The following is a 24492-nucleotide window of genomic DNA, read 5'->3' as shown; positions in this document are numbered from 1 at the left end:
ATTTGCATGAAAGCATATTTAAAGAAAAAATTTAGTACACTTTATTTCTTTTATCAATTCTTAGGGTATAGAATTGTCCTGTTATTACTGTTTAGTTTTTTTATGGTATTGATGGACAGCCTGGGAATGACATTGTTTATCCCGTTGTTGCAAGTCGCAGATAACACTGAAGTAGGGGCAGGTTCGGATAATACGGCCAAGGTTGTTCAGGATTTATTTCAGTTTTTGCATATGGAGGTTAGCGTAATGAATATGTTAATCTTAATTGTGGTGCTGTTTATTTTAAAGGGTATATTTTTCTATTATTTAACAAATTTCATTGGCATTACGCAACAGCGTTTTTCAAAAGCCATTCGGGAACGGCTGGCTATAGGGTTAAGTGATTTGAGTTATAAAGAATTTGTATCTACAGACATCGGACGGATGCAAAACTCGTTAACCGGTGAATCCTGGCAGGTAGTATATGCCAGTAGCCAGTACTTAGAGTCTATAAAAAATGGTTTTTTTATAATCAGTTACCTCGGTTTTGCCTTCTTTTTAGATTGGAAGTTTTCAATTCTCGTTGTTATTGGCGGCGGACTTTCTAACTTTATTTATCAGGCGTTTTATAAAAAAACACAGGACCTTTCCAGGGATATTACGAAGAATAACCATCGTTACGGCGGTATTGTGATTGAGGTGATTAATCATTTTAAATACATGAAGGCTACCGGAAGAAATACTATTTTTTTCAATAGGTTGCGTAAGGAGTTAACGAGTTTGATTAAGAATAATATCAGTGTTGTGGTCATTACTTCTCGCTTGTCTGCTTTACGCGAGCCTATGACCATTGCTGTTATTGCGGGCGCCATCGCTGTCCATGTTTTAATTTTTAAATCCCCGTTGTCTGCGGTCATGATAATTCTTTTATTCTTTTATCGTGCTATGCAGAAAATTATTGATCTGCAGATCAATTGGAACAATTACTTATCGAATATCGGAACGGTAGAAAATATAATTTCTTTTCAAGAATATTTAGATCAGCATAAGGAGAATCTGGGTGGTGCACAAACTTTTGATAGCATAAACCAAATTTCTCTGCAGAATATTACCCTAAGTTATGGCGACCATCAGGTATTAAAAGATATTAATCTGCAGTTATCAAAAAATGAATCCATTGCTTTTGTCGGTGAGTCGGGATCAGGAAAAACATCCTTAGTTAATCTTATTTGTACCCTTATTCCTGCTAATACCGGGGCCTACACGGTAAATGGCGTAGACATAGGGCAGGTTAGCATTAATGATTTTAGAAGTAAGATAGGCTATATTAGTCAGGAGGCTACGGTTTTTAATGCTTCTATATTTGAGAATGTCACTTTTTGGGATGAAAAAAATGAGCATACCTTGGCTAAATTTAATAAGGTTATTGATATGTGTAGCTTGCGTTCTTTTCTGACCAATTTACCCGACCACGAAGAGACATTACTTGGCAATAATGGGTTAAATGTTTCCGGTGGACAGAAACAAAGGATTTCCATTGCGCGTGAATTGTATAGGGATGTCGAAATATTAATTATGGATGAAGCAACCTCGGCTCTGGATTCGGAAACGGAAGCGGAAATCAAAAAAAGTATCGATTCTTTGCATGGCCAGGTTACTATTATCTCCATTGCACATAGGTTATCCACGATTCAACATGTCGATACAATTTATCTGATGGAAAATGGAAAAATTGCCGCATTTGGAGATTTTGAGGAATTAAAAAATAGATCTAATTATTTTAAGAAATTAACTGAATTACAGGGAATGTAATTGTTGTGACTCCTTGTAAAGAGAAGATATAAAAGTAATTAATAGGAATACTAGAAAATTATAAACAAAAGAATTATGAAAATATTAGACTGTACCTTACGAGATGGTGGGTATTACACCAATTGGGATTTCGATTCTCAATGCGTCCAATCTTATCTTGTATCTCTAAATAAATTACCTGTTGATTATATCGAGATTGGGTACAGAAGTATTCCAATGCAGGAATATTTGGGAAAGTATTTTTATAGCCCTATTTATGAAATTGAAAATTTAAAAAAAATAACGAATAAAAAGTTAGTTGTCATTATTAATGAAAAGGATATCCGTAAAGAGCATCTGAAAGCCTTATTAGAACCAATTGTGGGATTAGTAGCTATGGTACGTATAGCGCTGGATCCTGAAAATTTGGTTCGTGCAATTACACTTACCGAAGAAATTAAAAAATATGGTTTTGAGGTAGCCTTTAACGTAATGTATATGTCTAAATGGAAAGAAAAGTCTGGATTTCTAACCCAGCTTAATTCCGTGAATGGGCTGGCTGATTGTTTTTATATGGTGGACTCTTATGGCGGTGTAACCCCGACGGAAGTGGTAGAAACTATTGGCCTATTAAAGGATTCAATAAATGTGCCTTTAGGATTTCATGGTCATAATAATCTGGAATTAGCCCTGATCAATACATTAACGGCATTAGAAAATGGTGTGGAGATGGTGGATGCAACGATTTTGGGAATGGGTAGGGGTGCAGGAAATCTTAAAACGGAGTTACTGTTAACGTATTTAAATAAAGAAAAAGGATTTAATGTTGATTTCAATGCACTTGGTCAAGCAGTTGACGCATTTCAACCTTTATTAAATAAACATCAATGGGGAACAAATTTGCCTTATATGATTTCAGGGGCGAATTCATTACCTCAAAAGAATGTTATGGATTGGGTTACAACCAGGTTTTATTCTTTTAATAGTATAATACGTGCATTAGATAATCGATCTAATCAAAGAGAAGATAACGATCAATTTCCTCCTGTCCATCTAAAGGAGGAAAGTGCCGTTTTATTAGTAGGTGGTGGAGAGTCGGTCTTGGAGCATCAGGAAGCGATTAAAACTTTTTTAAAAAATAGACCAGAGGTAGTCATTATTCACGCGAGTTCGAAGAATGCTTATTTATTTAAGGACTTACCTAATAAACAATATTTCTGTCTTGTAGGGAATGAAGGACATAGACTGGAAAAAGTTTTTAATGATTTAAGTGGTTTTAATGGTCAATGTATATTGCCTCCATATCCTCGTGTTATGGGAACCTATGTGCCTGCATCGATTAAACCTAATACGTTCGAGTTAGAACATATTGATTTTACCAATCGTTTTAAGGATGCGCATACTGCTATTGCTTTGCAGGTAGTCTTAAATATGCAAGCGAAAGATTTGTTTGTTGTGGGCTATGATGGCTATAGTGATATGCTTGTCACACAGAAAGAGAGAGATTTAAATATTGAAAATTCTTATCTTTTTGAACTTATAAAAGATAATGAAAATATTAACCTTACGTCATTAACGACGTCATTATATAATTTTTTACCAGTTACCTCTATCTATTCTTTGATATAAATATGGAAAGTTTTGCATTTTTTCTCCCTACAAGAAGGGGGAGTGAGCGTGTTTTAGATAAAAATACACGTCAATTCGCTGGAATTGACGGAGGCTTGTTACGCTTGAAACTTGAACAGCTTCTAAAGACAAAAGGTGAATATCCGATAATATTGTCAACGAATGATGAGGAGAGTATCAAAATTGCTCACTCTTTTCATTCGGATCGAATTAAAGTGATAGAGAGACCGGATTATTTATGCCTTTCTTCCACAAATTTATTGGATTTAATAAAATATATTCCAACAGTCATCAAGGAAGATAATATAGTTTGGGTACATGTTACCGAGCCATTTGTAAATGAAGAGGTAATGGATAAGGCTATTAAAACATTTATTGATCACAAAGAAAAGCAACAATGTGATAGCTTAATGTCGGTAAATAAGATACAAAGTTTTATTTGGTCTAAACAGGTTAATACTTTTATTTCACACGACAGGAATACTATGAAATGGCCACGATCTCAAGATTTAGAACCTCTGTTCGAGGTTAATAGTGCTATTTTTATTAATCCTAGGGAAAACTATTTGAAGTATGATGATCGTATTGGCCTTAAGCCATTTATGTATGAATTGACAAAAATTGAGGCTTTGGATATTGATTGGAATGATGATTTTAGATTAGCAGAATTGATTTATGAAAATATTAAAAAACTTTAAGGTTATTCTGTGGGATTTTGATGGAGTTATTCTAGATTCTATGCCTATCCGAAGTTTAGGTTTTAAAAAGGTTTTAGAAGATTATCCCGAGGAGCAAGTAAAACAATTATTGGACTATCATGAGGAAAACGGTGGTTTATCTCGCTATGTTAAATTAAAATATTTCTTTGAAAATATTCGCGGAGAATCTATTAGCGATGAATTATTAGCGAAGCTGACGAATGACTTTTCTAAAATCATGCTTTCCCTATTGATTGATGAAAAATTGTTGATCTCAAATTCTGTAAATTTCATAAAGAATAATTACAATAACTATGTAATGCATATTGTTTCAGGATCTGATGGGAAGGAGCTTAATATTATCTGCGAAGAACTAAATTTAAAAAAATACTTTAAGAGTATTTTGGGGTCACCAACCCCAAAAATTAAACTTGTAGAGCAGATTATTACTGAAAACGCATACTCCAAAAATGATATGCTATTAATTGGTGATTCAATTAATGATTTTGAAGCTTCAAAAGCGAATGATATTACGTTTATAGGGTATAATAATCCCAAAATAAGGGATTTATCCTATTATATGGATTCTTTTGAAAATGCCTAAGGTTTGTTTATTAAAAATGATTAGCAATTCTAAATTATATTAATACTTATGTTTTTGGTCAGAATAAAAAATAAATTGAATGCATTATATAATTCGCTTATTACTAAAATAGAGACCTTTAGAGTAAGAAATTATAAAAAGAAGGCGAAAATTGCTTTTAATGAAGATTGGTTTAAAGGTAAAAGAGTAGCCATTATTGGTGGTGCAGACTCAGCGTATAAAGAACATTTAGGAGAATTTATTGAAAGCTATGATATCGTTGTACGATTGAATAATGGTGTTCGACTTATTGATAAATACAAAGAATGTATTGGAACTCGTACGGACTTTTTATTTCATTCCTTTTATGTAGAAAATGATAGTGGAAAAAGTCCGATTGAAACTGAATTATGGAGAAAGCATAATGTTGGCCATTTGATTTTTCCACATAATATGGAATCAGAAGGTTACGGACGTAGGTATGGAAACAAATTTTTAGAATCTACAAAGGGTAATTACCCATTTTCGGACTGCCCTGAAGATATTTGTAAAATGATGAGAGACGTATTTTTTCCGATCTCACCAACTACGGGTGCAAAAGCAATTTTTGCCATTATGGACTGCGCTCCAAAGGAGTTATATATTACAGGAATTACCTTTTTTAAAACCGCCCATAATCAAGATTATAGGTCAGGAAGTTTAGACTACTGGAAAGATCAGTTTCATCAAACAAATAGTTTTCATAATCCTGAAAAAGAATATAGTTGTTTTAAGGAGTTATATTTAAAGCATAAATCAGTGTTTAAGCTTGATAGCACATTACAGGCAATTATAGACCAAGATTTGAGTAGCTAAATTTGGGAGTTGCGGTTATTGAAATTTAGCCGTTAACATCTAATTAAAGATATCATAAACAATGAAAAAGGCATTAATAACGGGGATAACGGGGCAGGATGGTTCTTATTTGGCCGAGCTTTTACTGGAGAAAGGATATGAGGTACATGGCATAAAACGCCGATCTTCCCTGTTCAATACCCAACGTATAGATCACTTGTATGTTGACCTACATGAAAAAGATGTGCGTTTTAAGCTTCATTATGGCGACTTAACGGATTCGACAAATGTAATTCGTATAATCCAGGAAGTTCAGCCCGATGAAATCTATAACCTCGGTGCCATGTCGCATGTTAAGGTGAGTTTTGATTCGCCAGAATATGTGGCAAATGTGGATGGGATCGGTACCTTAAGGATTTTGGAGGCCATACGTATTTTAGGACTATCAGAAAAAACCAGAATATACCAGGCTTCAACCTCCGAATTGTATGGTTTAGTACAGGAGGTTCCACAAACAGAAACTACGCCGTTTTATCCACGTTCGCCTTATGCTGTCGCAAAAATATATGCCTACTGGATTACAAAAAACTACCGTGAGGCTTATAATATGTATGCCTGTAATGGCATTTTGTTTAACCACGAATCACCCCGTAGGGGAGAGACATTCGTGACCCGTAAAATAACCATGGCAGTAGCGAAAATCGCTAAGGGGAAAGAGGAATGTTTGTACCTGGGCAATCTGAATGCACAGCGCGATTGGGGGCATGCCAAAGATTATGTAGAAGCCATGTGGCGTATACTACAGCAAGAGGTGCCTGAAGATTATGTTATTGCAACGGGCAAAACTACCTATGTTCGTGATTTTGTAAAAATGGCTTTTCATGAGGTGGGTATAGAACTTGCCTTCGTTGGGAAGGACGAAAATGAAACAGCAACTGTCGTAAACTGTAGTAATCCGGATTATCAGGTGCCTGTTGGGGCAGTTGTGGTACGTGTAGACCCTGCATATTATAGACCTACAGAGGTGGATTTGTTAATTGGCAATCCGAATAAAGCGAATACCCAATTGGGATGGTATCCTAAATACGATTTGCCGACGATGGTGAAAGAGATGGTCGCAAATGATTTAAAACTTGTTTAATTACGTTTAATTAACGTTGTTACCGATATAGTAAATATTAAAATGCATTTAATTTCAGTTATTATTCCATTTTATAATGTAGCTGCCACAGTTGAGCGGTGCCTGTTATCTGTTTTTAATCAAACGTATACACAGTTAGAAATTATATTGGTCGATGACAGAGGGCAAGATAATAGTGCTGAAATTATCCACACTTTTATTGAAAAACATAATTGGACACAGGCACGTGTTATTGTGCACCCTGAAAATAAAGGCCTTTCTGGTGCTAGAAATACGGGTGTTAGGGAAGCAAAGGGTGATTATGTTTATTTTTTGGATAGTGATGACGAAATTATTCCCGAAACATTTGAGTTATTAGGAAATTTAGCCCTAAAATATCAGGCTGAAATGGTACAGGGAAATTTCCAATATGTGCCTGCAAAATGGAATGATGTGTATACCATGGATGCATTTGATGGGCCGGAATTTTGGAACGATAACGTAGAAATTAAAAAGGCTATGTTGGCGCGATGGCCTTTTCCTGTTATGGCGACGAATAAACTAATTAGCCGCAATTTTATGGTTCAGAATGACCTTTTTTTTAAGGAGGGAATTATTCATGAGGATGCCTATTGGAATTTTTTCTTAGCAAAAAAGCTTCGTTCCGTGGCTTTATGCAAGGCGGCGACTTATGTATATTATCAAAATTTTGAGGGTATTACCATTGCTAACAAAGATAAATCGAGGCATAGTATGAAGCTTATTGTGCAGGACTTCGCGCATAACCTGGATAAGGTTTGTTTGGAGGAACAGAAGCGTACGGTTTTGTATTATGTGGATTATAGCGATGTGGAATTCGTGAAGATTGCGTTCTCCATGTATAAAAATCCGAACGTAATCAAAGTTTTAAATGTATTGGAGGGGTTACACCGAAATGGCTTGTTTACTGAAAAAATGCTAGCGATGACGGTGAATCTTTATATCCGGTTTTTATTTTTTGTAAAAGCCGATGTTAATTATAAATCCATATGAATGGTATAGCAACAGCTACGCAGCCGCTTCTCTCCATTATTGTTCCTGTTTATAATGTGGAGGGCAGCTTGGAGAACTGTGTTTTAAGCATTTTAAAACAAGAATTTATTGATTTTGAGCTGCTTTTAATAAATGATGGCTCTACAGACAATTCGGCACAGGTTTGTGATAAATTGGCCTTGCAGGATGGTCGAATTAAAGTATTTCATAAGCAAAATGCTGGCGTTAGTCAGACGCGTAATTATGGTTTAGATCGGGCTAAGGGCACTTATATTGGCTGGGTTGATGGCGACGATTGGATTGAACCGGATATGTTTGCCTTGCTGATGGAGACTGCCGTTAAAGAACATGCAGATTTGGTTTGGTGTAGTTACTTTATTGACTATGGCGATGGGCAAAAAATTGACCGCCAGAATATTGAGGCCAATAGTTTGCATTTTATTAAGGCGTTAATTGGTCTGGAGGTGGAAGGTATGTTGTGGAATAAGGTTATACGAAGGGATATCTTTGAAAACTATTCCATTCGATTTATCGATAAGATGAATATGGCCGAGGATAAAAACGTGTTAATTAAGGTATTGTATTTTGCAAAGCAGATTTCTTTTGTTGATAAACCTTTGTACCATTATTTACAGACGAACCCGATATCCTATACGCGCGATACTAATTCCAAGCGTATCTACGAAGAAATTGCAAATGCAAAGGATGCTTGTTTGTTTTTACAGAATCATGGTGTAACGGGGCTTTCGGAGGCTGCCATACGAAGGTTTAAACTACACGCTAAACGACGACTTTTGTTTAGTGTTCATAAAATTGATTTGGTGAACTGGGCACAGCAGATGCCCGAATCGAATACCCAAATTTTCAAAGAAAAATCATATCGCAAAAGGCATAAACTTTTAGCATTGTTTTCAATTTGGAAGTGGTATTTTTTATTTGATGTCTGGATTTGGATAAAATCTAGCGCTAACTAATAGATGTAACTATGAAAAAAATTGTCCCTATAGCGTTTTGTTTCGATGATAACTTGGCCATACCAGCGCATGTTTGTTTAACCTCTTTATTGTTAAATGCCCATGAAGATACTTTTTATGATATTTATATTCTTCATGCTGATGATGCAAAGTTTATTCACGGTACTTTAAATCAATTTCCTATTCTCTATAACAACTGTAAGATAACTTTTAGGTCTGTAGGAAATGCCTTTCAAGGGGCTTATGAAATACGTGGAATTACACATGCTGCGTACTATAGATTACTTATCCCGGAATTGATACCCGAATACGATAAAATCATGTATTTCGATGTAGATATTATTTTTCAACAGGATTTAAGTGCAATTTTCTTGGATACAAATCTCGATGATTATTATGTTGCCGGGGTTTCAACGCCTTTTTCAGATATTACAGCATATGTTAACACGTCTATTGGAATGGAAATCGGCGATTACATTTGTTCGGGTACCATTATTTTAAATTCAAAGAAAATTTTGGACGACAATAAAATTCCGGAATTTATTGCTGTAGCAAAATCAAATTGGAAGTATCAGGATCAGGATACCTTGAACCTGGTCTGTAAAGATGCCATAAAAATACTGCCTCCATGGTTTGGTGTGGTGGGTACGGTGGCCGAGATTGCTGCAGCAAAAGGAATGGGCTATTATTCGCAGGAGGATGTGGATTTGGTGATACAAAAAGGAACGATACATTATAATGGCCCTAAACCTTGGAAGGGTTGGTGTTTGAATTTTGATATATGGTGGGAGTACTATAGAAAGAGTTTTATCTTCGATGAGCAATATTACCTTGATTTTTACGCCCGTCGGATGAATGATATAGATAGGCTTTCCCTGGTGAAACGTCTTAAAATTGTATTGCGTTATTTTAAAAATGGGCAACTAAGAGATTAATTTATGCCAAAGGAATATCAAGTTGCGGTAATTGTGCCTGTTTATAAGGTTGAAAAATTTGTTGAACGCGGTGTCCGTTCACTTTTAGAGCAGTCTTTAGCAAGCATTCAATATATTTTCGTGGACGACCATGGTAGGGACGATAGCATGAAAATTATCCGCGATACTGTCGCCACCTATCCTGAACGTTTGGCGGATGTATTGTACTTAACTACCGAGAAAAATTCGGGTGCAGCAACGGCGCGTAATGTGGGCTTAGCACAGGTGAATGCGCAGTATACGGCTTTTTGTGATGCCGACGATTGGATCGAAAAAGATGCTTTTGAGCGGCTGTATACTCATGCCATAAAAGAGGATTTGGATATTGTATGGTCTGATTTTGTATTTGATACTACCGCTGGTGAACAGGTATGTAAGCAAGATTTTGATACATCAAATGATAGTTGTATACGTAACTTGTTGATGGAAAATATGCATGGGGCGTTATGGAATAAATTGTATAAGTCCGATATGTTCAGGCACCATGGTATTTCATTTTTGGATGGTTATGATTTATGGGAAGATTTAAATGCAAATGTTCGCTTGTTTTTCTATGCTAAAAAAATAGGGTATTTGCCGGCGGCATTTTATCACTATATACAGTATAATACAAATTCCTTGGTTACGGGTATTTCAGAAAAGAAAATAAAGGATATGCTTGTCAATACTGACTTTATTATTTCATTTTTAACGCAAAATAGACCTGGGTTCTTCGATAAGGAAATTATGTTTTTAAAATTAGCCGCTAAAAAGACCTTATTGTTTTCGCTAGATATTGAAAGCTTTAAAAGCTGGCGCCGTTTATATGCCGAAGCAAATCCGTATATTATGTCTTTTAAGAAGCTCCCTTTACATCTGCGTTTTCTAGGATGGGCATCGGCAAATGGTGTTTGGCCCGTGGTGCGTCTTTATATTCAAGCTAAAAAACTAAAAACAAGGTAGACTTAGGTCGTGGGTTCCCAATTGCTATTGCAGCATAGGGGCAGGAGCAGGATATATAAAGGCTATCCGTTAAAAAATGTGGTATTGTCACGAAAGTAGGTAAGTAATAAAGTATTAAAATAATAAAGAAAAACGATAAACTATGCATCCTGTTGTTTCTGTAATTGTTCCGATTTTTAAGGTTGAGGCTTTTATAAAAAAATGTGTGCAGCAACTGTTGCAGCAATCTTTGGATAACATTGAATTGTTGTTTGTGGATGATGCTTCTCCGGATAATAGTTTGTTAATTTTAAAGGAAGAATTAAGCCTTTATAAAGGGCAAAAAACTTTTAAAATTATCCAACATAGACAGAATCTGGGTTTGCCTGCTGCCCGGAATACAGGGCTTAAAGAGGCTAGTGGTGATTTCGTTTTTCATTGTGATAGTGATGACTGGCTCGACAAAAATGCTTTAGAAAGTTTGGTAACCTGCGCCGAGCAGCAGCATGCTGATATTGTATTTTGTGATTGGTATCTATCCTATCGTGCCAAGGAGAGGTATATGTCGCAGTATGTGGATGGCGTAGACTTAACCAAGCCCACCGAAGTGGTAAGGGCAATATTATCGGGTAAACTTAAGTATAATGTTTGGAACAAATTGGTGCGTAGAAAACTGTATACGGATCATAACATATGGTTTCCTGCGGGCTATGGCATGGGAGAAGACATGACAATGATTCAATTGTTTGCTTTTGCCAAGCGCACGGCTTATTTACCACAAGCGTTGTACCATTATGTGCAGCTAAATACAGGGGCATTTACTAAAACTGTGAGCCAGAAACATCTGGAGCAGATAAAATATAATGTAGAGACATTATTAAATTTTGTAGAAAAATTTTGGAAAGGTCAATTTAATCAAGAGTTACATTTTTTTAAATTAAATGTTAAGCTTCCTTTCTTAATCAGCACGGATATACAGAGTTATGAAAGATGGCTGTTATGGTACCCCGAATCGAATGCATATATCGATAGAAATCCATTATTTTCAAAAAGAACAAAATTACTGCAAAAGTGGGCACTACAGAAGAATTTTCGCCTGTTGCAGTGTTATAATTTTTTAATCTATACGGTGATATATCGTATGCTTTACCGTTAATTTTCAGTTATGAAAAATTGGATACTTATTTTTTTTACAGGTATTATTGTAAGTTTCTATCTTTTTCCTTTTGAGTTTACATTTCTAAAAGGTATAAATACGAAAATTATGCTGGCAGCAGTAGGTGTCCCCATTATGTTATGGCATCTTATACGTATGCAAAGCTTACTATTTTCGAAAGAGGTGTTAATGGGTTCCTTCTTGGCGATAATTTTTTCTATCGCTTGTTTTTTTGCCACCGACTATAATAATACAGACGACTATTCCTATGCTACGTATATTGTATCCATGTGGGTCTGGCTATTGGCGGCATATACCTGTATTACGCTGATATCCATTGTACATGGTTATATTGATTTTAGGTTATTGGTTTTTTATTTAATGGCGGTCTGTGCTGTTCAATGTATACTAGCGCTCGTTATTGACTTTAATGATAATGTAAAACAGATTGTTGACCAGTATGTTTCTGTGGGCGGCTTAACAGAGTTCTTAAACGAGCGTAAGAGGCTTTATGGTATTGGGGCAGCCTTAGATTTTGCTGGTGGCCGTTTTTCTGCGGTGTTGATTATGGCAGGCTATTTATTGGCTCATGATACTAGGGTAAAAGAAAAAAAGTCTTCCATTTACCTTCTCTTTCTTTCCTTCTTTATTATTTCTGTTGTAGGCAATATGATCGCCAGAAGTACATCCGTTGGGATGCTAATGGGGCTTGGATACTTATTTTTTATAACAGGATTTTGGCAGGCAAACAAAATGTTTCAAAACTTTAAAATTTGGGAGGTTATTCTGTTAACGTTAATGGTGTTTATTCCAACCGTCGTTTATCTTTATAATAATATTCCTGAAATATATAATTTGCTGCGGTTTGCTTTTGAAGGGTTTTTTAAGTTTGTGGAAACGGGCTCCTGGAAAACCGACTCTACCGATTTACTAATGACCATGTATGTATTTCCAGAAACCTTGAAAACTTGGGTTATTGGGGATGGGTTATTTAATGGCCCGGATTCTTCCTTTTATATGGAAACAGATGTTGGATATTTGCGGTTTATATTTTACGCCGGTCTTATCGGTTTATTTCTATTTATTGTTTATTTTATTTACTTAACTATAGGGTTAGGACAGCGTTTTCCTTATCTCAGGGGCTTATTTCTGTTATTTCTAGTGTTAACATTTGTAAACTGGTTAAAGGTTTCAACAGATAGTTTTTTAATGTATTCCCTTTTTTTAGCAATGGGGTCTCCCTATATTTTTACTAATTATTATAAAACTCCAGATCGTTTATGATGAAAATTGTCTACTGTATCTTAGGAACTTTTAATTCTGGGGGAATGGAAAGAGTTTTGGCTAATAAGGTGAATTACCTCAGTAAGATGGGGTATCAAATGAGCATTATTACGACAGACCAAAAGGGGCGCTCTCCTTACTTCGCTTTGGATGCCAAGGTTGAGCAGTATGACTTGGGTATCAATTATACAGACAACCATAATTTGGGGATACTCAAAAAAATACTTTCACATCGCAGAAAGCAAAGGGTACACCAGGAGCGTCTTACGACCTTATTGTTAACGTTGAAGGCGGATATCGTTATATCGATGTTTGATCATGACGGCGAGTTTTTGTACCGCATTGCGGATGGTAGTCGTAAACTTATGGAAATTCACTTTTCCCGGTTTAAGAGAATGCAATATGGTAAAAAAGGAATTCAGGGATGGATAAATAAATGGCGGAGTAATAACGACCTTAAAATAGCCAAAAAGTATGAAAAGTTTGTGGTTTTAACGGAGGAGGATAGTGGTTACTGGGGAGATCTTCCTAATATGCGTGTTATCCCCAATGCCAATAGCTTCCATACCGAAAATAGATCGGCACTGCAGGGGAAACATGCCATTGCTATTGGTCGCTTGGACCATCAAAAAAATTTTGAGGAGTTATTGGCTATTTGGAGCGCTATATATTCGAAATTTCCCGATTGGCGCCTGTCTATATACGGTCATGGCCCGGATGAGGAAAAGTTACAACAGCAGATTAAATCGTACAACTTAGCCGATGTTGTTTTTCTTAAAAAACCTACTACGGGTATTCAGGAGGTCTACCTGCAAAGTGATCTTCTGCTGATGACGTCCCGGTATGAAGGTTTACCTATGGTACTTTTAGAGGCACAGGTATGTGGTTTGCCTTTAATCGCATATGCGTGCAAATGTGGGCCTAAAGACATTATCGAAAGTGGTAAAAATGGTTTTGTAATTGCCGAAGGGGATCGTGCCGAATATATTGCCAAACTAACTTCCTTATTACAGGATATGGACTTACGTAAAAAAATGGGGGCACATTCAAAGCTGGCATCGCAGCGCTTTGAGGAGTCTGTCGTTATGGAAAAATGGATCAGCTTATTTCAAAATCCCCAATCCTAAGTACGTCGTACCTAATCTCAACCCTCAACCCTTAACGTTAAACGCGAAATCTAACATATAAAAATTAAAACTGTAGCTTACCGTATTATGAAGACCATTGTGATCTCGGCCGTAAATCTCGTGGAAGCAGGGACCTTAGCCATTTTAAAAGATTGTTTACAGTATTTATCTGGTTTTGTATCAGAAAATCCCGAATACCGTGTGGTTGCAATTGTCTATAAAAAAGAATTGGCGCACTACCCTAATATCGAATACATTGAGACACAGTGGCCGAAGAAAAGATGGATAAACAGACTTTGGTATGAGTATGTTTCAATGGGAAAAATAGCGAAAGAAATCGCGCCGGTTTATTTATGGTTTTCCTTGCACGATACAACGCCAACGGTTGCTGCTGAGCGTAGGGCTGTTTATTGCCATAATTCGTATTCCTTTTATAAATGGAAAATTATGGATTTCTTTTTTACGCCCAAAATAGCACTGTTCTCGTTGTTTACCAAGTATATATATAAGCCTAATATCCAGAGAAATAACTATTTAGTGGTTCAGCAATACTGGTTTAGGGAGGCGATGTCGAAAATGTTTGCGGTTAGGAAAGACAATATTATCGTTGCTCCCCCGCAATCCAGGCTGCCTGAGGCTTCGCCTTTAACTTCAATAGCGCAAGCTCAAGCATCCTTTATATTTGCGGGATCACCGAATAGCCATAAGAATTTTGAAGTGATAGCGAAGGCGGTAAAAATTCTGGAGCTAGACTGGGGGCTAACTGATTTTTCGGTGTATCTAACCGTTAAAGGGGATGAAAATAATTATGCTAAATGGTTGTATAAAAATTGGGGAGAACCACTTAAAAACCTACATTTCATTGGGTTTTTAAGTAAGGAGAAGTTGTTTCACTATTATGAAAAAAGTAGCTGCTTGATTTTTCCTTCTAAGATTGAAACCTGGGGGCTACCTATTTCTGAGTATGCGAATTATAATAAGCCTATGTTGCTGGCAGATTTACCGTATGCTCATGAAACGGCTGAAGGGGCTTCAAAGGTAGCATTTTTTGATGTCGACAATCCGATGGAGTTAGCGCAGCTTATGCAGCAGGTGATAAACCAGGATCTGCAGGCATTTTGTGCTGTAGAGAAGTCTGTTAAGCAGGAACCTTATGCCAAAAATTGGGCGGAAGTTTTTTCCTTTTTATTGAAGGATAATAAAAATCTAAATACCTAAAATATCCTATGAAAATTTTACAAATCGGTAAATTTTACCCCATTAGAGGAGGGGTAGAAAAAGTAATGTACGATTTAATGGTGGGGCTTTCCCAACAGCAGGTATACTGTGATATGCTATGTGCGAGTACAGAAAACCATCCGCCAGGAACCATGGTGATAAATGACTATGCGAAACTCATCATTGTGCCTACGCAGATTAAGCTGGCGGCGACTATGTTGGCACCGAAAATGATTACTACATTACGACGTATAGTAAACAATTACGATGTGGTGCATATTCATCATCCTGATCCGATGGCAACGTTGGCGTTGTTCCTATCCGGGTATAAAGGTAAGGTGCTGCTGCATTGGCATAGTGATATTTTAAAACAGAAAAACCTTTTACGATTATACAAGCCTTTACAAAGTTGGTTGATTAATAGAGCCGACAAGATTGTGGGTACTACACCAGTTTATGTGCAGGAATCTGAGTTTCTGCAGCATGTAAAGCATAAAATTGATTACATCCCTATTGGCATAGATCCGGTTGAGGTGCCAGCGGGAAAGGTTAACCAAATTCGACAGGAATATGCCGGTAAAAAAATTGTCTTTTCTTTAGGGCGCTTGGTAGAATATAAAGGTTATGAATATTTAATTCGTGCCGCAGCGCAGCTTTCTGATGATTATGTTATTTTGATTGGTGGTACGGGGCCACTAGGGAATGATTTGCGTGCTTTAGTGGATTTGTTGAAAGTATCGCATAAAGTGAAATTTTTAGGCTATGTGGCTGATGAAGATGTACCTGCATATTTTCAGGCTTGCACTATGTTTTGCCTGAGTTCAATTTTAAAGACAGAGGCTTTCGCTATTGTGCAAATTGAAGCGATGGCTTACCATAAACCTGTCGTGTGTATGCATATTCCAGGTTCTGGTGTGAGTTGGGTAAATGAAGATAATATTTCTGGCTTAGTTGTTGAGCAGCGTAATAGTAACGCACTAGCCAAGGCTATAACTCGGATTGGGGAGAATGAAGCCCTGAGGAAGAAACTGCAGTCGGGAGCCTTTGAAAGGTATAAATCGTATTTTAATACGGCGGTTATGATTCGAAAGGCTATACATATTTATGAGATATTAAACTAAAATGTTGAATTTATAGTAGAATGGCTACAAATAAAATGAAATACCTGCCTAAGGTTTATTCTACGCTGTCTGTGCAGGATTAATTTATTAATTTGGCGGAGATTTACATTATGAATGCAGCTAATTTTTTGACGACAAAAAAAAAATTACGTGTACCAAACCAAGATTTCTTTGCGCATATTAAGGAGGCCTTGCATGACGGTAATGATGTTGTCTTGCCTGTAAAGGGAGTAAGCATGGTTCCTTTTTTACGAAATGGAGACCGTCTGCTTATAAAACCAATCGCAAAGAGCGATTTTAAACTGGGTAAGGTTGTTTTAGCTAATACTAAGTATGGTATTATCTTGCATCGTATAGTTGCTATGCGTAAGGAGTGGATTTATATGGCTGGTGATGGTAACTTAATGCAAATTGAAAAAGTACATAAAGAAGATGTATGGGCTGTTGGAATAGCTGTAATGGAAGGTAGTACCTATAAAAATATTCAACGGTTTTCTATTGAAGCTGCAGCTTTACTTTGGTTTTTGCTGCGCCCATTTAGAATTGTTGTGCATAAATTATTTGGTAAACGTAAAAAATAAATTTATGAGATTAAGAGCGGAGCTTAAGTTACGTCAAATTGGGGATAATTATGTGGTGGTTGTTCCTGAAAAAAATATGATGGATTTTTCTAATGTTTTTTCTTTAAATGAAACAGCGGCTTGGTTGTGGGATAAGTTGGTCGATATTGATTTTACAGAAGAGGATATGGTATCCTTATTACTGGAGGAGTATGATGTTTCGGGTATCGACTTGGATGCGGTAAAAGCGGATGTGCAACATATTGTAAATATCTTTCAAAATAATGATCTTTTAGTGAAAACCTAATGCATGGAAGATAAGGGAATTAATGCATTTATGATATTGTTAAGGGCTGGACTATGGAATTCCCAGCCTGCGCATAATGGTGTTTTTCCATTATCAGATGCAGAGTGGGGTAAGGTTTTTAATTTGGCAGTAATGCAAACGGTAGATGGTTTGGTGTATGATGGCATCCTTAAGCTACCGAAGGAATTGCTTCCTCCAATGGAATTGCAATTTAAATGGACGGTTCGTGTTGATCAGATAGAGCGCGTAAATAAACGAAAATCCGGGGTGCTTGAAAAGCTGTTGATGTTATTTCAGGAGCATGCTATTTATCCTTATTTATTGAAAGGAGAGGGGCTTGGAAATTTATACCTGAAGCCTGAACATCGCATCTCAGGTGATATTGACTTGTATTTCGCCAGTAGAAAGGAATATGATAAGGCCAATCAGTTAATTCAATCCCAGGGAATTCAGGTCGGTAAGGGTGCTTTAGAGAGCTCCTTTTATAGTTTTATGAATGTTGAAATAGAACATCATTCGCGCATGATGGATATCCTGAATCCATTTAAAAAGGGGAAACTACAGAAATTAGAAATGCTCGAGCGGAGTAAAGATTTGTATTACCCGTTGCATCAAGTAAACGTACGTACCCCGTCGCCCTTTTTAACGCATCTTCAAGCTAACGCACATATTCTAAAACATTTTTTGGGTTTCGGTATAGGCTTGCGTCAGTTTTGCGATATCGCTCGTATTTGTAATAGCCTATCCAAAAGTATAGATGGCCTAGCCTTAAGGAAAGTTTATGCCGATTTGCACATGCTGAAATGGATGGATTTAGTGCATGTTTTTTTGGTGGATTATCTGGGTTTAAGGCGGGATGCAGTGCCCTTCGACTATGTTAACCACAGGGATAGCACCTGGCTGTTTAAAGAGATTCTTCAAGTCGGCAATTTTGGGTTCTATGATAATCGTGGTTTCAACAAATCAGATGTTGAGCCGGTAGCACATGTAAAAAGGAATTCAGTTTTTAGTCGGGTATTGCCACATTGGCGTCGCTCCATTCAATTGGCTCCTTTTGAAACCATCTGTTTTCCTATTGTTAAACTCGTTGACCAAATTCAGGGAAGGAAAAGTTCATGATAAAGCTCTATATGGATGACTGGAAATGGCTTCGTAGCTTAACCCATGGTTTTCATGGGCGGTTATGGGCATTTTTTTTGTTGGAGATGGTCGCTGTAGTTGCTTCGCTAGCCTTTGTATATTGGTCTAAACATGCCATAGATATTGCCCTGTCGTCTGTGGATGGGAATCTGAATCTAACGTTGCTTTGGGTGGTTCTGAGTATAGTTGTCGGCTTATGTTGCTCGACATTGTCCGCATGGATCAATCAGAAAACGCAGTTATCGCTGATGATTCGGCTGCAGCAACTTTTGTTTGCCGGGCAGATTCGTTCGGTATGGAAGGTCTTTAAACAATGGCATACCGGCGACTTATTGGTTCGTATTAATGCGGATAGCCAAGAAGTAGTGCAAATGGCAGGGACAGGCATTTGGACATTTATGCTTACGCTTATCAAATTGATCGCTTCATTAACCTTTTTATGGTTTATGGATCCCATGTTGGCATGGATGATATTGGCCATAACGCCCTTGTTTTTATTTTCAAAGATTTATTTTAAGAAAACGCGCGTATTAAATAAGCTGGTAAAGCAGGCAGAAAGTAAGCTTAATAATATTATGCAGGAAAGTCTACGTGCCCGGGTGTTGGTACGCGCACTTGGCATGGCAAATTTGCAAGAAGAACGTTTTGCCGCAACGCAACATGAAGGGCTGGATTTGAAATATAAAATGTTACGCTTTAATCTCTTTACACAAGGAATTATGAAGGTGGCATTAAATTCTGGTTATTTAGTCGCATTTATTTGGGGGGTGTATAAACTACATAGCCAGCAGATTAGCTTTGGAACAATGACAGCTTTCCTGCAGTTGGTCGGGCGTATTCAGTCTCCAATTCTGGCAGCTATAGCCTTCTTTCCGACTTTTGTACGGTTTAAAACTTCCTTAGAAAGGGTACGCGAAATTGACGCCGTGGAGCAAGATCCGCATGTGGATCAGGTGTTTATGGAAAAACCAAAGGGTTTGCGTTTTGAAGAGGTGAGCTTTAAGTACGATGATCATATTGTGTTAAATAATTTAAATGTTGAAATTAATAGTCACGAACCTACGGCTATATTAGGCGTTAGCGGGCGTGGGAAAACTACTTTTATTCGTTTGCTATTGGCTTTAATAAAGCCAGATAAAGGGCAGATTGCTATCCTCGATAAGGAGGGTATAGCGCATCCACTTTCCGCCGCACATACCATAAATTTTTCCTACGTTCCGCAGGGAAATAGTTTGTTTTCGGGTACCATTCGTGATAATTTAATCATGGGCAAGCTGGATGCTCAGGAGGCTGAAATTGATCGCGTGCTTGATATTGCCTGTGCCGAATTTGTTTATGGTTTGCCGCAGGGCTTAAATACCTACATCGGAGAGTCTGGTTATGGCCTCTCTGAAGGGCAGGCGCAGCGTGTTGCGATTGCACGTGCACTATTGCAAAAGGGTGATATTTTGCTTTTAGATGAGGCTACGTCAGCGTTGGATGAGGCCACTACCGATCGGTTGATGGCGGGTTTGCTAAAAGAGAGCTTCGGAAAAATTGTCGTGTTGGTAACGCATGATGTTAAGGTATCCGCCAAATGTGCTAAATCAATTGTTATACATTAATTTAAAATATAATTAGTTTCCCTTTATACCTATGAAAACTGAAATACAGCATCATTATTACGAGATTGCAGGGTTGTTATTAGAGCTTCGTGTGCCAGAGCAGGCAGACATAGATGCGTTGTTGCCTACTTTTCGCGATTTTAAAACGAACGATATAGTTGGGAAAGATATCGTTAGTTCAGTAGAAATAACTTTCGATAGCTTAACCTTTGATTTGGAAAAAGCAAATTTACTAAGTGATATTTCTGCGATTTGGGGAGATCGTTTTAGTTTTTATTCCTTAGATAATGTATATTTAACCCTAGTTAACCATTTAGATGCTGAACAAGGTTTTAGTATGCTTTCCTCTTTAGATTTTAAATCTGCTAAAATTGAAATTAGAGACAACGATAAAGGTTCTTCCAATATTTTGGCTTGGATGTTAATGGTTGTATTTGCCCAGTCTGCAATTTGGTTCAGAACGGTACTCGTACATGCGTCTGTTGTGGAAAAAGGAGACGCTGCCTATGCATTTTTGGGTAAGTCTGGCACCGGAAAGAGTACGCATAGCCGTTTATGGATTAACCATTTGGAGGGCTTCTCTTTGTTGAATGACGATAATCCTGCCGTACGAATTTTAGCCAATGAGGTTCGTGTTTATGGTACACCATGGAGTGGCAAAACACCTTGCTATCGTTCTGAAAATAGATCGTTAAAAGGTCTTGTGCGTTTAAAGCAGGGCCCTGATAATGTGTTTGAACCCAAAAAAAATCTGGAGGCCGTTATTGCAATTTTGCCGAGTTGCTCTGGTTTACGCTGGAACGATGAATTATATGCCACCATGGCTGATTCAGTGATCGATTTAGCAAATTTGGTGCCTGTAGGGGAGTTGAGTTGTTTGCCAAATGCAGCGGCAGCGGTGTTATGTAATCAAGAAATAAATAAATTATAATCTAATCCAATGAAAAGATCGTTTTTATTCTGTCTGGCAATTTTAATCACTTTATGTGGTCTTAATAGTTGCTTAGTTCCCAAGAAAGTGGTATATATTAATGATATGTCGCCCGATGTTATCTATAAGATTGCTGAGGAGCCCTTATCTAAACTTCAGGAGAGTGATCGTATTCAAATAACGGTGTCTGCTAAAACTCCTGAACTGGCTATACCCTTTAATCAGCAAAGCGGATTGTATTCTGTAAATGAGCAAGGTAATATTACGGCTGATGGCACAGGAGCTATTAAAGAAAGGGGCTACTTAATAGATCAAAATGGAAATATACAGTTTCCTATTTTGGGGAGCTTGAAGGTTGCGGGTTTAACGGTTAATGAGGTGGAGGGCTTAATTAAAAATAGTCTTGAGGCCCGGAAACTGATTACCGAACCTTTTGTAAAGGTGGAACTTTTAAATATGAAAGTGATGGTTATGGGCGAAATCGGCCGTATCGGGATATTGGATGCGCCCGAGGGGAAATTAAATTTATTAGAGGCAATTACCAGGTCCGGAGGCGTTAAAAGTAATGGTCTAACGAAGGAGATTTGTGTGATCCGTGAAGAGGCCGGACAGCGTCGTATGTATGTCAACAATTTAGAATCGGTGGAAATATTTGACTCTCCTGTTTACCATTTACAACAAAATGATATCATTTATGTAAAACCTCGTTCAGGTGTGAGCACCCCACGTGAAGACTTGAGTTGGCGCTATATAACCTATTTTACAAGTGTAATAACATTAGGTATTTCTATACTAACATTGATTAAAAGGTAACCTTTTTATTATGGAATATAAATCGCTAAAATTAGCAGGCAATAATGAGCAAAAATCAGTAAATATTCTGGATTTGCTAAAATATTTATTATTACATTGGAAATGGTATCTTTTATCCATTGTATTGTTTGTAGGTTTTTTTTACTACCAATATAGTAAAACCTCTTTTGTGTATACCAGTTCGCAAACGGTAATGATAAAAACCGCGTCAAATACGATTTCTACCTCCCGTATTGCACGCCCGAATAATATGTTTAGTGCTGTAAATGTAAATTCAGAAATACTACAATTACGATCCAAGGAATTGATGGAGAAAACCGTCAAGGAGCTCCAGGCAAATGTCTCTTATTCGGTGTTAAAACGCTTGCGTAATTATGAATTGTATAAGAGTTCTCCATTTTTAGTATCGTTTACTAATATTGATCCAGGTATTACCGTATCTTTTACTATTGAAGATATTGGTAAGAATAAAGTTATTTTGAGTGATTTTTCTAATTCAGATCCTAAAAAACGATTTATAGTAACTTTAGATGAACTTGTTAAAACGCCGATTGGGCTTTTAACGGTAACGAAAAACAAATCCTTATCTGCCGAAAAATCTGTAGAACAGAAAATTAAGGTCACTAATGTGGCATTAAATAGTATGGCGGCTCATTTTCTCAATGGTATGTTTATAAAACAATTGGAAGATGTGGAGATTCTACGTATTTCTATGGAGGACACTAATCCGGAACGTGCAGCCGATGTGATTACCAAACTTATTGAGGTCTATAATTATAATTCGATCAGAAATAAAAATCAAATCGCTGTAAATACCGCGAATTTTATTCAGGAGAGGTTACATATTATACAGAACGAATTGGGGTCTGTAGAGGGAAGCTTAGAGCAGATGAAGACGGCCAATCAGGGTATGGATGTAAAGGCAGCGGGAGATTTATATTGGTCGGATTCCAGACGGTATGATTCCTCTAGTAAGGATGTTGAAACGCAGAAGGCTATGGTAGAGATTATGCGTAAACGTTTAAATGATCCTGCTATGGTAAATGAGCTTATCCCAAGCAATACCGGTCTTGTAGAAAGTTTTATTGAAGCACAAATTGCGGAATATAATGGTGTTTTGTTAAGACGTAATCGCTTGCAGCAGGGAAATAGCTCCGAGAATCCTGTAATTCAGGATTTGAATTTAACATTGGGAGCAATGCGTGAAAATATAACTCGTGCTGTAGATAACGTAATTGCGGGATTTGATATTAAAATTAGTAGCCTTAGAAAGGAAGAGAATGCCGCGATACAAAAGGCTAAAGGGTTGCCGTCTCAGCAGCGCCAGATGTTAACCGTTGAACGCCAACAGAAGGTGAAGGAGGATTTATACCTTTTCTTATTAAATAGGCGCGAAGAAAATGCGCTAAACCAGGCGATGACTGATGATAATATTCGAGTGTTGGACAGCGCTACTTTAAATCCTTATCCAATTGCGCCTAGTAAATTTAAAAAAGTAGCTATAGGGGCAGGTATTGGTTTTATTCTCCCTACTGTGGTATTGTTGTTTATGTTATTCTTAAATACCAAGATCCGTTTCCGGAAGGATTTGGAAGAAGGTATTACCATTCCATTTATTGGGGAGTTGCCTTTTTCTAAAGGGCATAAATGGTCGGAAAGTGAAGTGGTAGTACATGAGCAAGGAACGGATTCGGTAACGGAGGCTTTCCGGATATTACGAACTAATATAGGGTTTATGATTTCTGGCGAGAAGGAATTGAAAGTCATTACTTTTACCTCCTTTAATGTGGGAGCAGGAAAAACTTTCTCCGCCATTAACTTAGCCGTGAGTTTGTCTTTTCTGAAAAAGAAGGTTGTCGTATTGGATTTGGATTTGAGAAAGGGTACTTTAAGTAGTAAAACCCGTATACCGATGCCGGTGGGTGTGACCAATTTCCTTTCCGATGCAACAATTAGCTTGGATCAGATTATTTACAAAGATCGTCTACATGCTGAGGTGGATATTGTGCCGATTGGTGTTATTGCCCCTAATCCGGTAGAGCTTTTATTAAGTAAACGCCTAGACTTGTTATTGGAACAATTGAAAGAACGTTACGACTATATCATTGTTGATAATGTACCTTTAGGAATTGTAGCCGATTCGACAATTGTGAATCGTATAACGGATCTGACAATTTTTGTTGTACGTGCTGGCAAAATGGATAAACGCCAATTGCCAGAATTAGAAAAGGTGTATCAAGATGGAATTTTAACGAATTTGGGTGTTATTTTAAATGGTGTGCGTTTTGACCAGGCGAGTTATGGCTACGGTTATGGCTACGGTTATGGTTACGGTTATGGTGGCTATGGTTACGGTTATGGCTATGGCTATGAACTGAAGAAGAAATCCAGATGGGAGAAATTTTGGGGTAAATAGGGATATCGATCCTTAAATAAGCTAAATAAAAGTTGTTAAAGCTGTAGCTTCCAGTATGCAGCTTTTATTTAGCTTTTGATTAAGACGTTGGCTGTTAGTTTGTTGTGTTTAATAGGATAGTTTTTTTACTTGTAGTTTAAGTTCTACAAGAAATGATAAATTTAGACGTTTAGATCGACATGTTGATTACAATCTCTATCTTTGAAAAACTTTTATCGATATTAGTTTGTTTCTTTTATTAAACGTTAATAAACAGCTAATTATATTAATCTTTCGATAA

The 24492-nt window shown here is 37.1% G+C and carries 22 protein-coding genes; all 22 read left to right on the top strand.

The annotated features are described in order from the left end of the window. The first annotated feature begins 6 nt into the window (after positions 1-6). Positions 7-1791 (top strand): ABC transporter ATP-binding protein, encoded by a 1785-nt coding sequence (locus ACL9RF_RS17125; protein WP_422801864.1) that lies wholly within the window; start codon positions 7-9, stop codon positions 1789-1791. A 75-nt stretch (positions 1792-1866) separates the two neighbouring features. Further along, entirely contained in the window at positions 1867-3399 is a 1533-nt protein-coding gene (locus tag ACL9RF_RS17120) for an aldolase catalytic domain-containing protein (RefSeq protein ID WP_422801863.1), read from the top strand. Between the two features lie 2 nt (positions 3400-3401). Continuing rightward, on the top strand, positions 3402-4097 hold the full coding sequence (locus ACL9RF_RS17115) for a cytidylyltransferase domain-containing protein (protein WP_422801862.1): 696 nt from the start codon (positions 3402-3404) through the stop codon (positions 4095-4097). Then, positions 4075-4701 (top strand): HAD family hydrolase, encoded by a 627-nt coding sequence (locus ACL9RF_RS17110; protein WP_422801861.1) that lies wholly within the window; start codon positions 4075-4077, stop codon positions 4699-4701. Before ACL9RF_RS17115 ends, ACL9RF_RS17110 begins: the two co-directional genes overlap by 23 nt. Before the next feature lie 48 nt (positions 4702-4749). Beyond that, positions 4750-5535, top strand: coding sequence for a glycosyltransferase family 29 protein (locus ACL9RF_RS17105; RefSeq protein ID WP_422801860.1), 786 nt, complete (start codon positions 4750-4752; stop codon positions 5533-5535). A 61-nt stretch (positions 5536-5596) separates the two neighbouring features. Then, complete coding sequence (gene gmd / locus ACL9RF_RS17100; protein WP_422801859.1) at positions 5597-6655, top strand: GDP-mannose 4,6-dehydratase; 1059 nt, start codon at positions 5597-5599, stop codon at positions 6653-6655. A gap of 42 nt (positions 6656-6697) precedes the next feature. Then, positions 6698-7666, top strand: coding sequence for a glycosyltransferase family 2 protein (locus tag ACL9RF_RS17095; protein WP_422801858.1), 969 nt, complete (start codon positions 6698-6700; stop codon positions 7664-7666). Further along, positions 7663-8640, top strand: coding sequence for a glycosyltransferase family 2 protein (locus ACL9RF_RS17090; protein ID WP_422801857.1), 978 nt, complete (start codon positions 7663-7665; stop codon positions 8638-8640). Before ACL9RF_RS17095 ends, ACL9RF_RS17090 begins: the two co-directional genes overlap by 4 nt. A gap of 11 nt (positions 8641-8651) precedes the next feature. Further along, positions 8652-9575 carry a glycosyltransferase family 8 protein gene (locus ACL9RF_RS17085; RefSeq protein WP_422801856.1) on the top strand — a complete coding sequence of 308 codons (924 nt, stop codon included), beginning with the start codon at positions 8652-8654 and terminating at the stop codon, positions 9573-9575. Between the two features lie 3 nt (positions 9576-9578). Further along, a complete protein-coding gene (locus ACL9RF_RS17080; RefSeq protein ID WP_422801855.1) occupies positions 9579-10556 on the top strand; it encodes a glycosyltransferase family 2 protein in 978 nt (325 codons plus the stop codon). Between the two features lie 142 nt (positions 10557-10698). Beyond that, the gene (locus ACL9RF_RS17075; RefSeq protein WP_422801854.1) at positions 10699-11691 is read left to right on the top strand and encodes a glycosyltransferase family 2 protein; all 993 of its coding nucleotides are present in this window, start codon (positions 10699-10701) and stop codon (positions 11689-11691) included. A gap of 9 nt (positions 11692-11700) precedes the next feature. Next, positions 11701-12975 (top strand): hypothetical protein, encoded by a 1275-nt coding sequence (locus ACL9RF_RS17070; protein WP_422801853.1) that lies wholly within the window; start codon positions 11701-11703, stop codon positions 12973-12975. After that, positions 12972-14102, top strand: a complete 1131-nt coding sequence (locus ACL9RF_RS17065) for a glycosyltransferase family 4 protein (RefSeq protein ID WP_422801852.1) — start codon at positions 12972-12974, stop codon at positions 14100-14102. Before ACL9RF_RS17070 ends, ACL9RF_RS17065 begins: the two co-directional genes overlap by 4 nt. Positions 14103-14189: 87 nt before the next feature. Further along, positions 14190-15320 carry a glycosyltransferase gene (locus ACL9RF_RS17060; RefSeq protein WP_422801851.1) on the top strand — a complete coding sequence of 377 codons (1131 nt, stop codon included), beginning with the start codon at positions 14190-14192 and terminating at the stop codon, positions 15318-15320. An 8-nt stretch (positions 15321-15328) separates the two neighbouring features. Beyond that, entirely contained in the window at positions 15329-16441 is a 1113-nt protein-coding gene (locus ACL9RF_RS17055; RefSeq protein WP_422801850.1) for a glycosyltransferase, read from the top strand. A gap of 110 nt (positions 16442-16551) precedes the next feature. Then, positions 16552-17022 (top strand): S24/S26 family peptidase, encoded by a 471-nt coding sequence (locus ACL9RF_RS17050; protein WP_422801849.1) that lies wholly within the window; start codon positions 16552-16554, stop codon positions 17020-17022. Positions 17023-17026: 4 nt separating this feature from the next. Further along, a complete protein-coding gene (locus ACL9RF_RS17045) occupies positions 17027-17308 on the top strand; it encodes a PqqD family protein (RefSeq protein ID WP_422801848.1) in 282 nt (93 codons plus the stop codon). 3 nt (positions 17309-17311) lie between these two features. Beyond that, positions 17312-18427: a nucleotidyltransferase domain-containing protein gene (locus ACL9RF_RS17040; RefSeq protein ID WP_422801847.1), complete on the top strand. Its 1116-nt coding sequence runs from the start codon at positions 17312-17314 to the stop codon at positions 18425-18427. Beyond that, positions 18424-20052 (top strand): ABC transporter ATP-binding protein, encoded by a 1629-nt coding sequence (locus ACL9RF_RS17035; RefSeq protein WP_422801846.1) that lies wholly within the window; start codon positions 18424-18426, stop codon positions 20050-20052. Before ACL9RF_RS17040 ends, ACL9RF_RS17035 begins: the two co-directional genes overlap by 4 nt. A gap of 31 nt (positions 20053-20083) precedes the next feature. Then, positions 20084-20983 carry a hypothetical protein gene (locus tag ACL9RF_RS17030; protein WP_422801845.1) on the top strand — a complete coding sequence of 300 codons (900 nt, stop codon included), beginning with the start codon at positions 20084-20086 and terminating at the stop codon, positions 20981-20983. 9 nt (positions 20984-20992) lie between these two features. Continuing rightward, positions 20993-21796, top strand: a complete 804-nt coding sequence (locus tag ACL9RF_RS17025; protein ID WP_422801844.1) for a polysaccharide biosynthesis/export family protein — start codon at positions 20993-20995, stop codon at positions 21794-21796. Positions 21797-21806: 10 nt separating this feature from the next. Then, positions 21807-24212: a polysaccharide biosynthesis tyrosine autokinase gene (locus ACL9RF_RS17020; RefSeq protein WP_422801843.1), complete on the top strand. Its 2406-nt coding sequence runs from the start codon at positions 21807-21809 to the stop codon at positions 24210-24212. The last annotated feature ends 280 nt before the right edge of the window (positions 24213-24492 follow it).

Origin of the sequence: Sphingobacterium sp. Mn56C (assembly GCF_049319645.1) — a bacterium.
Lineage (GTDB): Bacteria > Bacteroidota > Bacteroidia > Sphingobacteriales > Sphingobacteriaceae > Sphingobacterium.
Note: the sequence above shows the minus strand (reverse complement) of the source record. Positions and strands in the feature narration are given on the sequence as shown.

Coding starts and splice junctions, on each gene's coding strand:
- ACL9RF_RS17125 (WP_422801864.1), top strand. CDS start 7: ATGAAAGCATATTTAAAGAAAAAATTTAGTACACTTTATTTCTTTTAT.
- ACL9RF_RS17120 (WP_422801863.1), top strand. CDS start 1,867: ATGAAAATATTAGACTGTACCTTACGAGATGGTGGGTATTACACCAAT.
- ACL9RF_RS17115 (WP_422801862.1), top strand. CDS start 3,402: ATGGAAAGTTTTGCATTTTTTCTCCCTACAAGAAGGGGGAGTGAGCGT.
- ACL9RF_RS17110 (WP_422801861.1), top strand. CDS start 4,075: ATGAAAATATTAAAAAACTTTAAGGTTATTCTGTGGGATTTTGATGGA.
- ACL9RF_RS17105 (WP_422801860.1), top strand. CDS start 4,750: ATGTTTTTGGTCAGAATAAAAAATAAATTGAATGCATTATATAATTCG.
- gmd (WP_422801859.1), top strand. CDS start 5,597: ATGAAAAAGGCATTAATAACGGGGATAACGGGGCAGGATGGTTCTTAT.
- ACL9RF_RS17095 (WP_422801858.1), top strand. CDS start 6,698: ATGCATTTAATTTCAGTTATTATTCCATTTTATAATGTAGCTGCCACA.
- ACL9RF_RS17090 (WP_422801857.1), top strand. CDS start 7,663: ATGAATGGTATAGCAACAGCTACGCAGCCGCTTCTCTCCATTATTGTT.
- ACL9RF_RS17085 (WP_422801856.1), top strand. CDS start 8,652: ATGAAAAAAATTGTCCCTATAGCGTTTTGTTTCGATGATAACTTGGCC.
- ACL9RF_RS17080 (WP_422801855.1), top strand. CDS start 9,579: ATGCCAAAGGAATATCAAGTTGCGGTAATTGTGCCTGTTTATAAGGTT.
- ACL9RF_RS17075 (WP_422801854.1), top strand. CDS start 10,699: ATGCATCCTGTTGTTTCTGTAATTGTTCCGATTTTTAAGGTTGAGGCT.
- ACL9RF_RS17070 (WP_422801853.1), top strand. CDS start 11,701: ATGAAAAATTGGATACTTATTTTTTTTACAGGTATTATTGTAAGTTTC.
- ACL9RF_RS17065 (WP_422801852.1), top strand. CDS start 12,972: ATGATGAAAATTGTCTACTGTATCTTAGGAACTTTTAATTCTGGGGGA.
- ACL9RF_RS17060 (WP_422801851.1), top strand. CDS start 14,190: ATGAAGACCATTGTGATCTCGGCCGTAAATCTCGTGGAAGCAGGGACC.
- ACL9RF_RS17055 (WP_422801850.1), top strand. CDS start 15,329: ATGAAAATTTTACAAATCGGTAAATTTTACCCCATTAGAGGAGGGGTA.
- ACL9RF_RS17050 (WP_422801849.1), top strand. CDS start 16,552: ATGAATGCAGCTAATTTTTTGACGACAAAAAAAAAATTACGTGTACCA.
- ACL9RF_RS17045 (WP_422801848.1), top strand. CDS start 17,027: ATGAGATTAAGAGCGGAGCTTAAGTTACGTCAAATTGGGGATAATTAT.
- ACL9RF_RS17040 (WP_422801847.1), top strand. CDS start 17,312: ATGGAAGATAAGGGAATTAATGCATTTATGATATTGTTAAGGGCTGGA.
- ACL9RF_RS17035 (WP_422801846.1), top strand. CDS start 18,424: ATGATAAAGCTCTATATGGATGACTGGAAATGGCTTCGTAGCTTAACC.
- ACL9RF_RS17030 (WP_422801845.1), top strand. CDS start 20,084: ATGAAAACTGAAATACAGCATCATTATTACGAGATTGCAGGGTTGTTA.
- ACL9RF_RS17025 (WP_422801844.1), top strand. CDS start 20,993: ATGAAAAGATCGTTTTTATTCTGTCTGGCAATTTTAATCACTTTATGT.
- ACL9RF_RS17020 (WP_422801843.1), top strand. CDS start 21,807: ATGGAATATAAATCGCTAAAATTAGCAGGCAATAATGAGCAAAAATCA.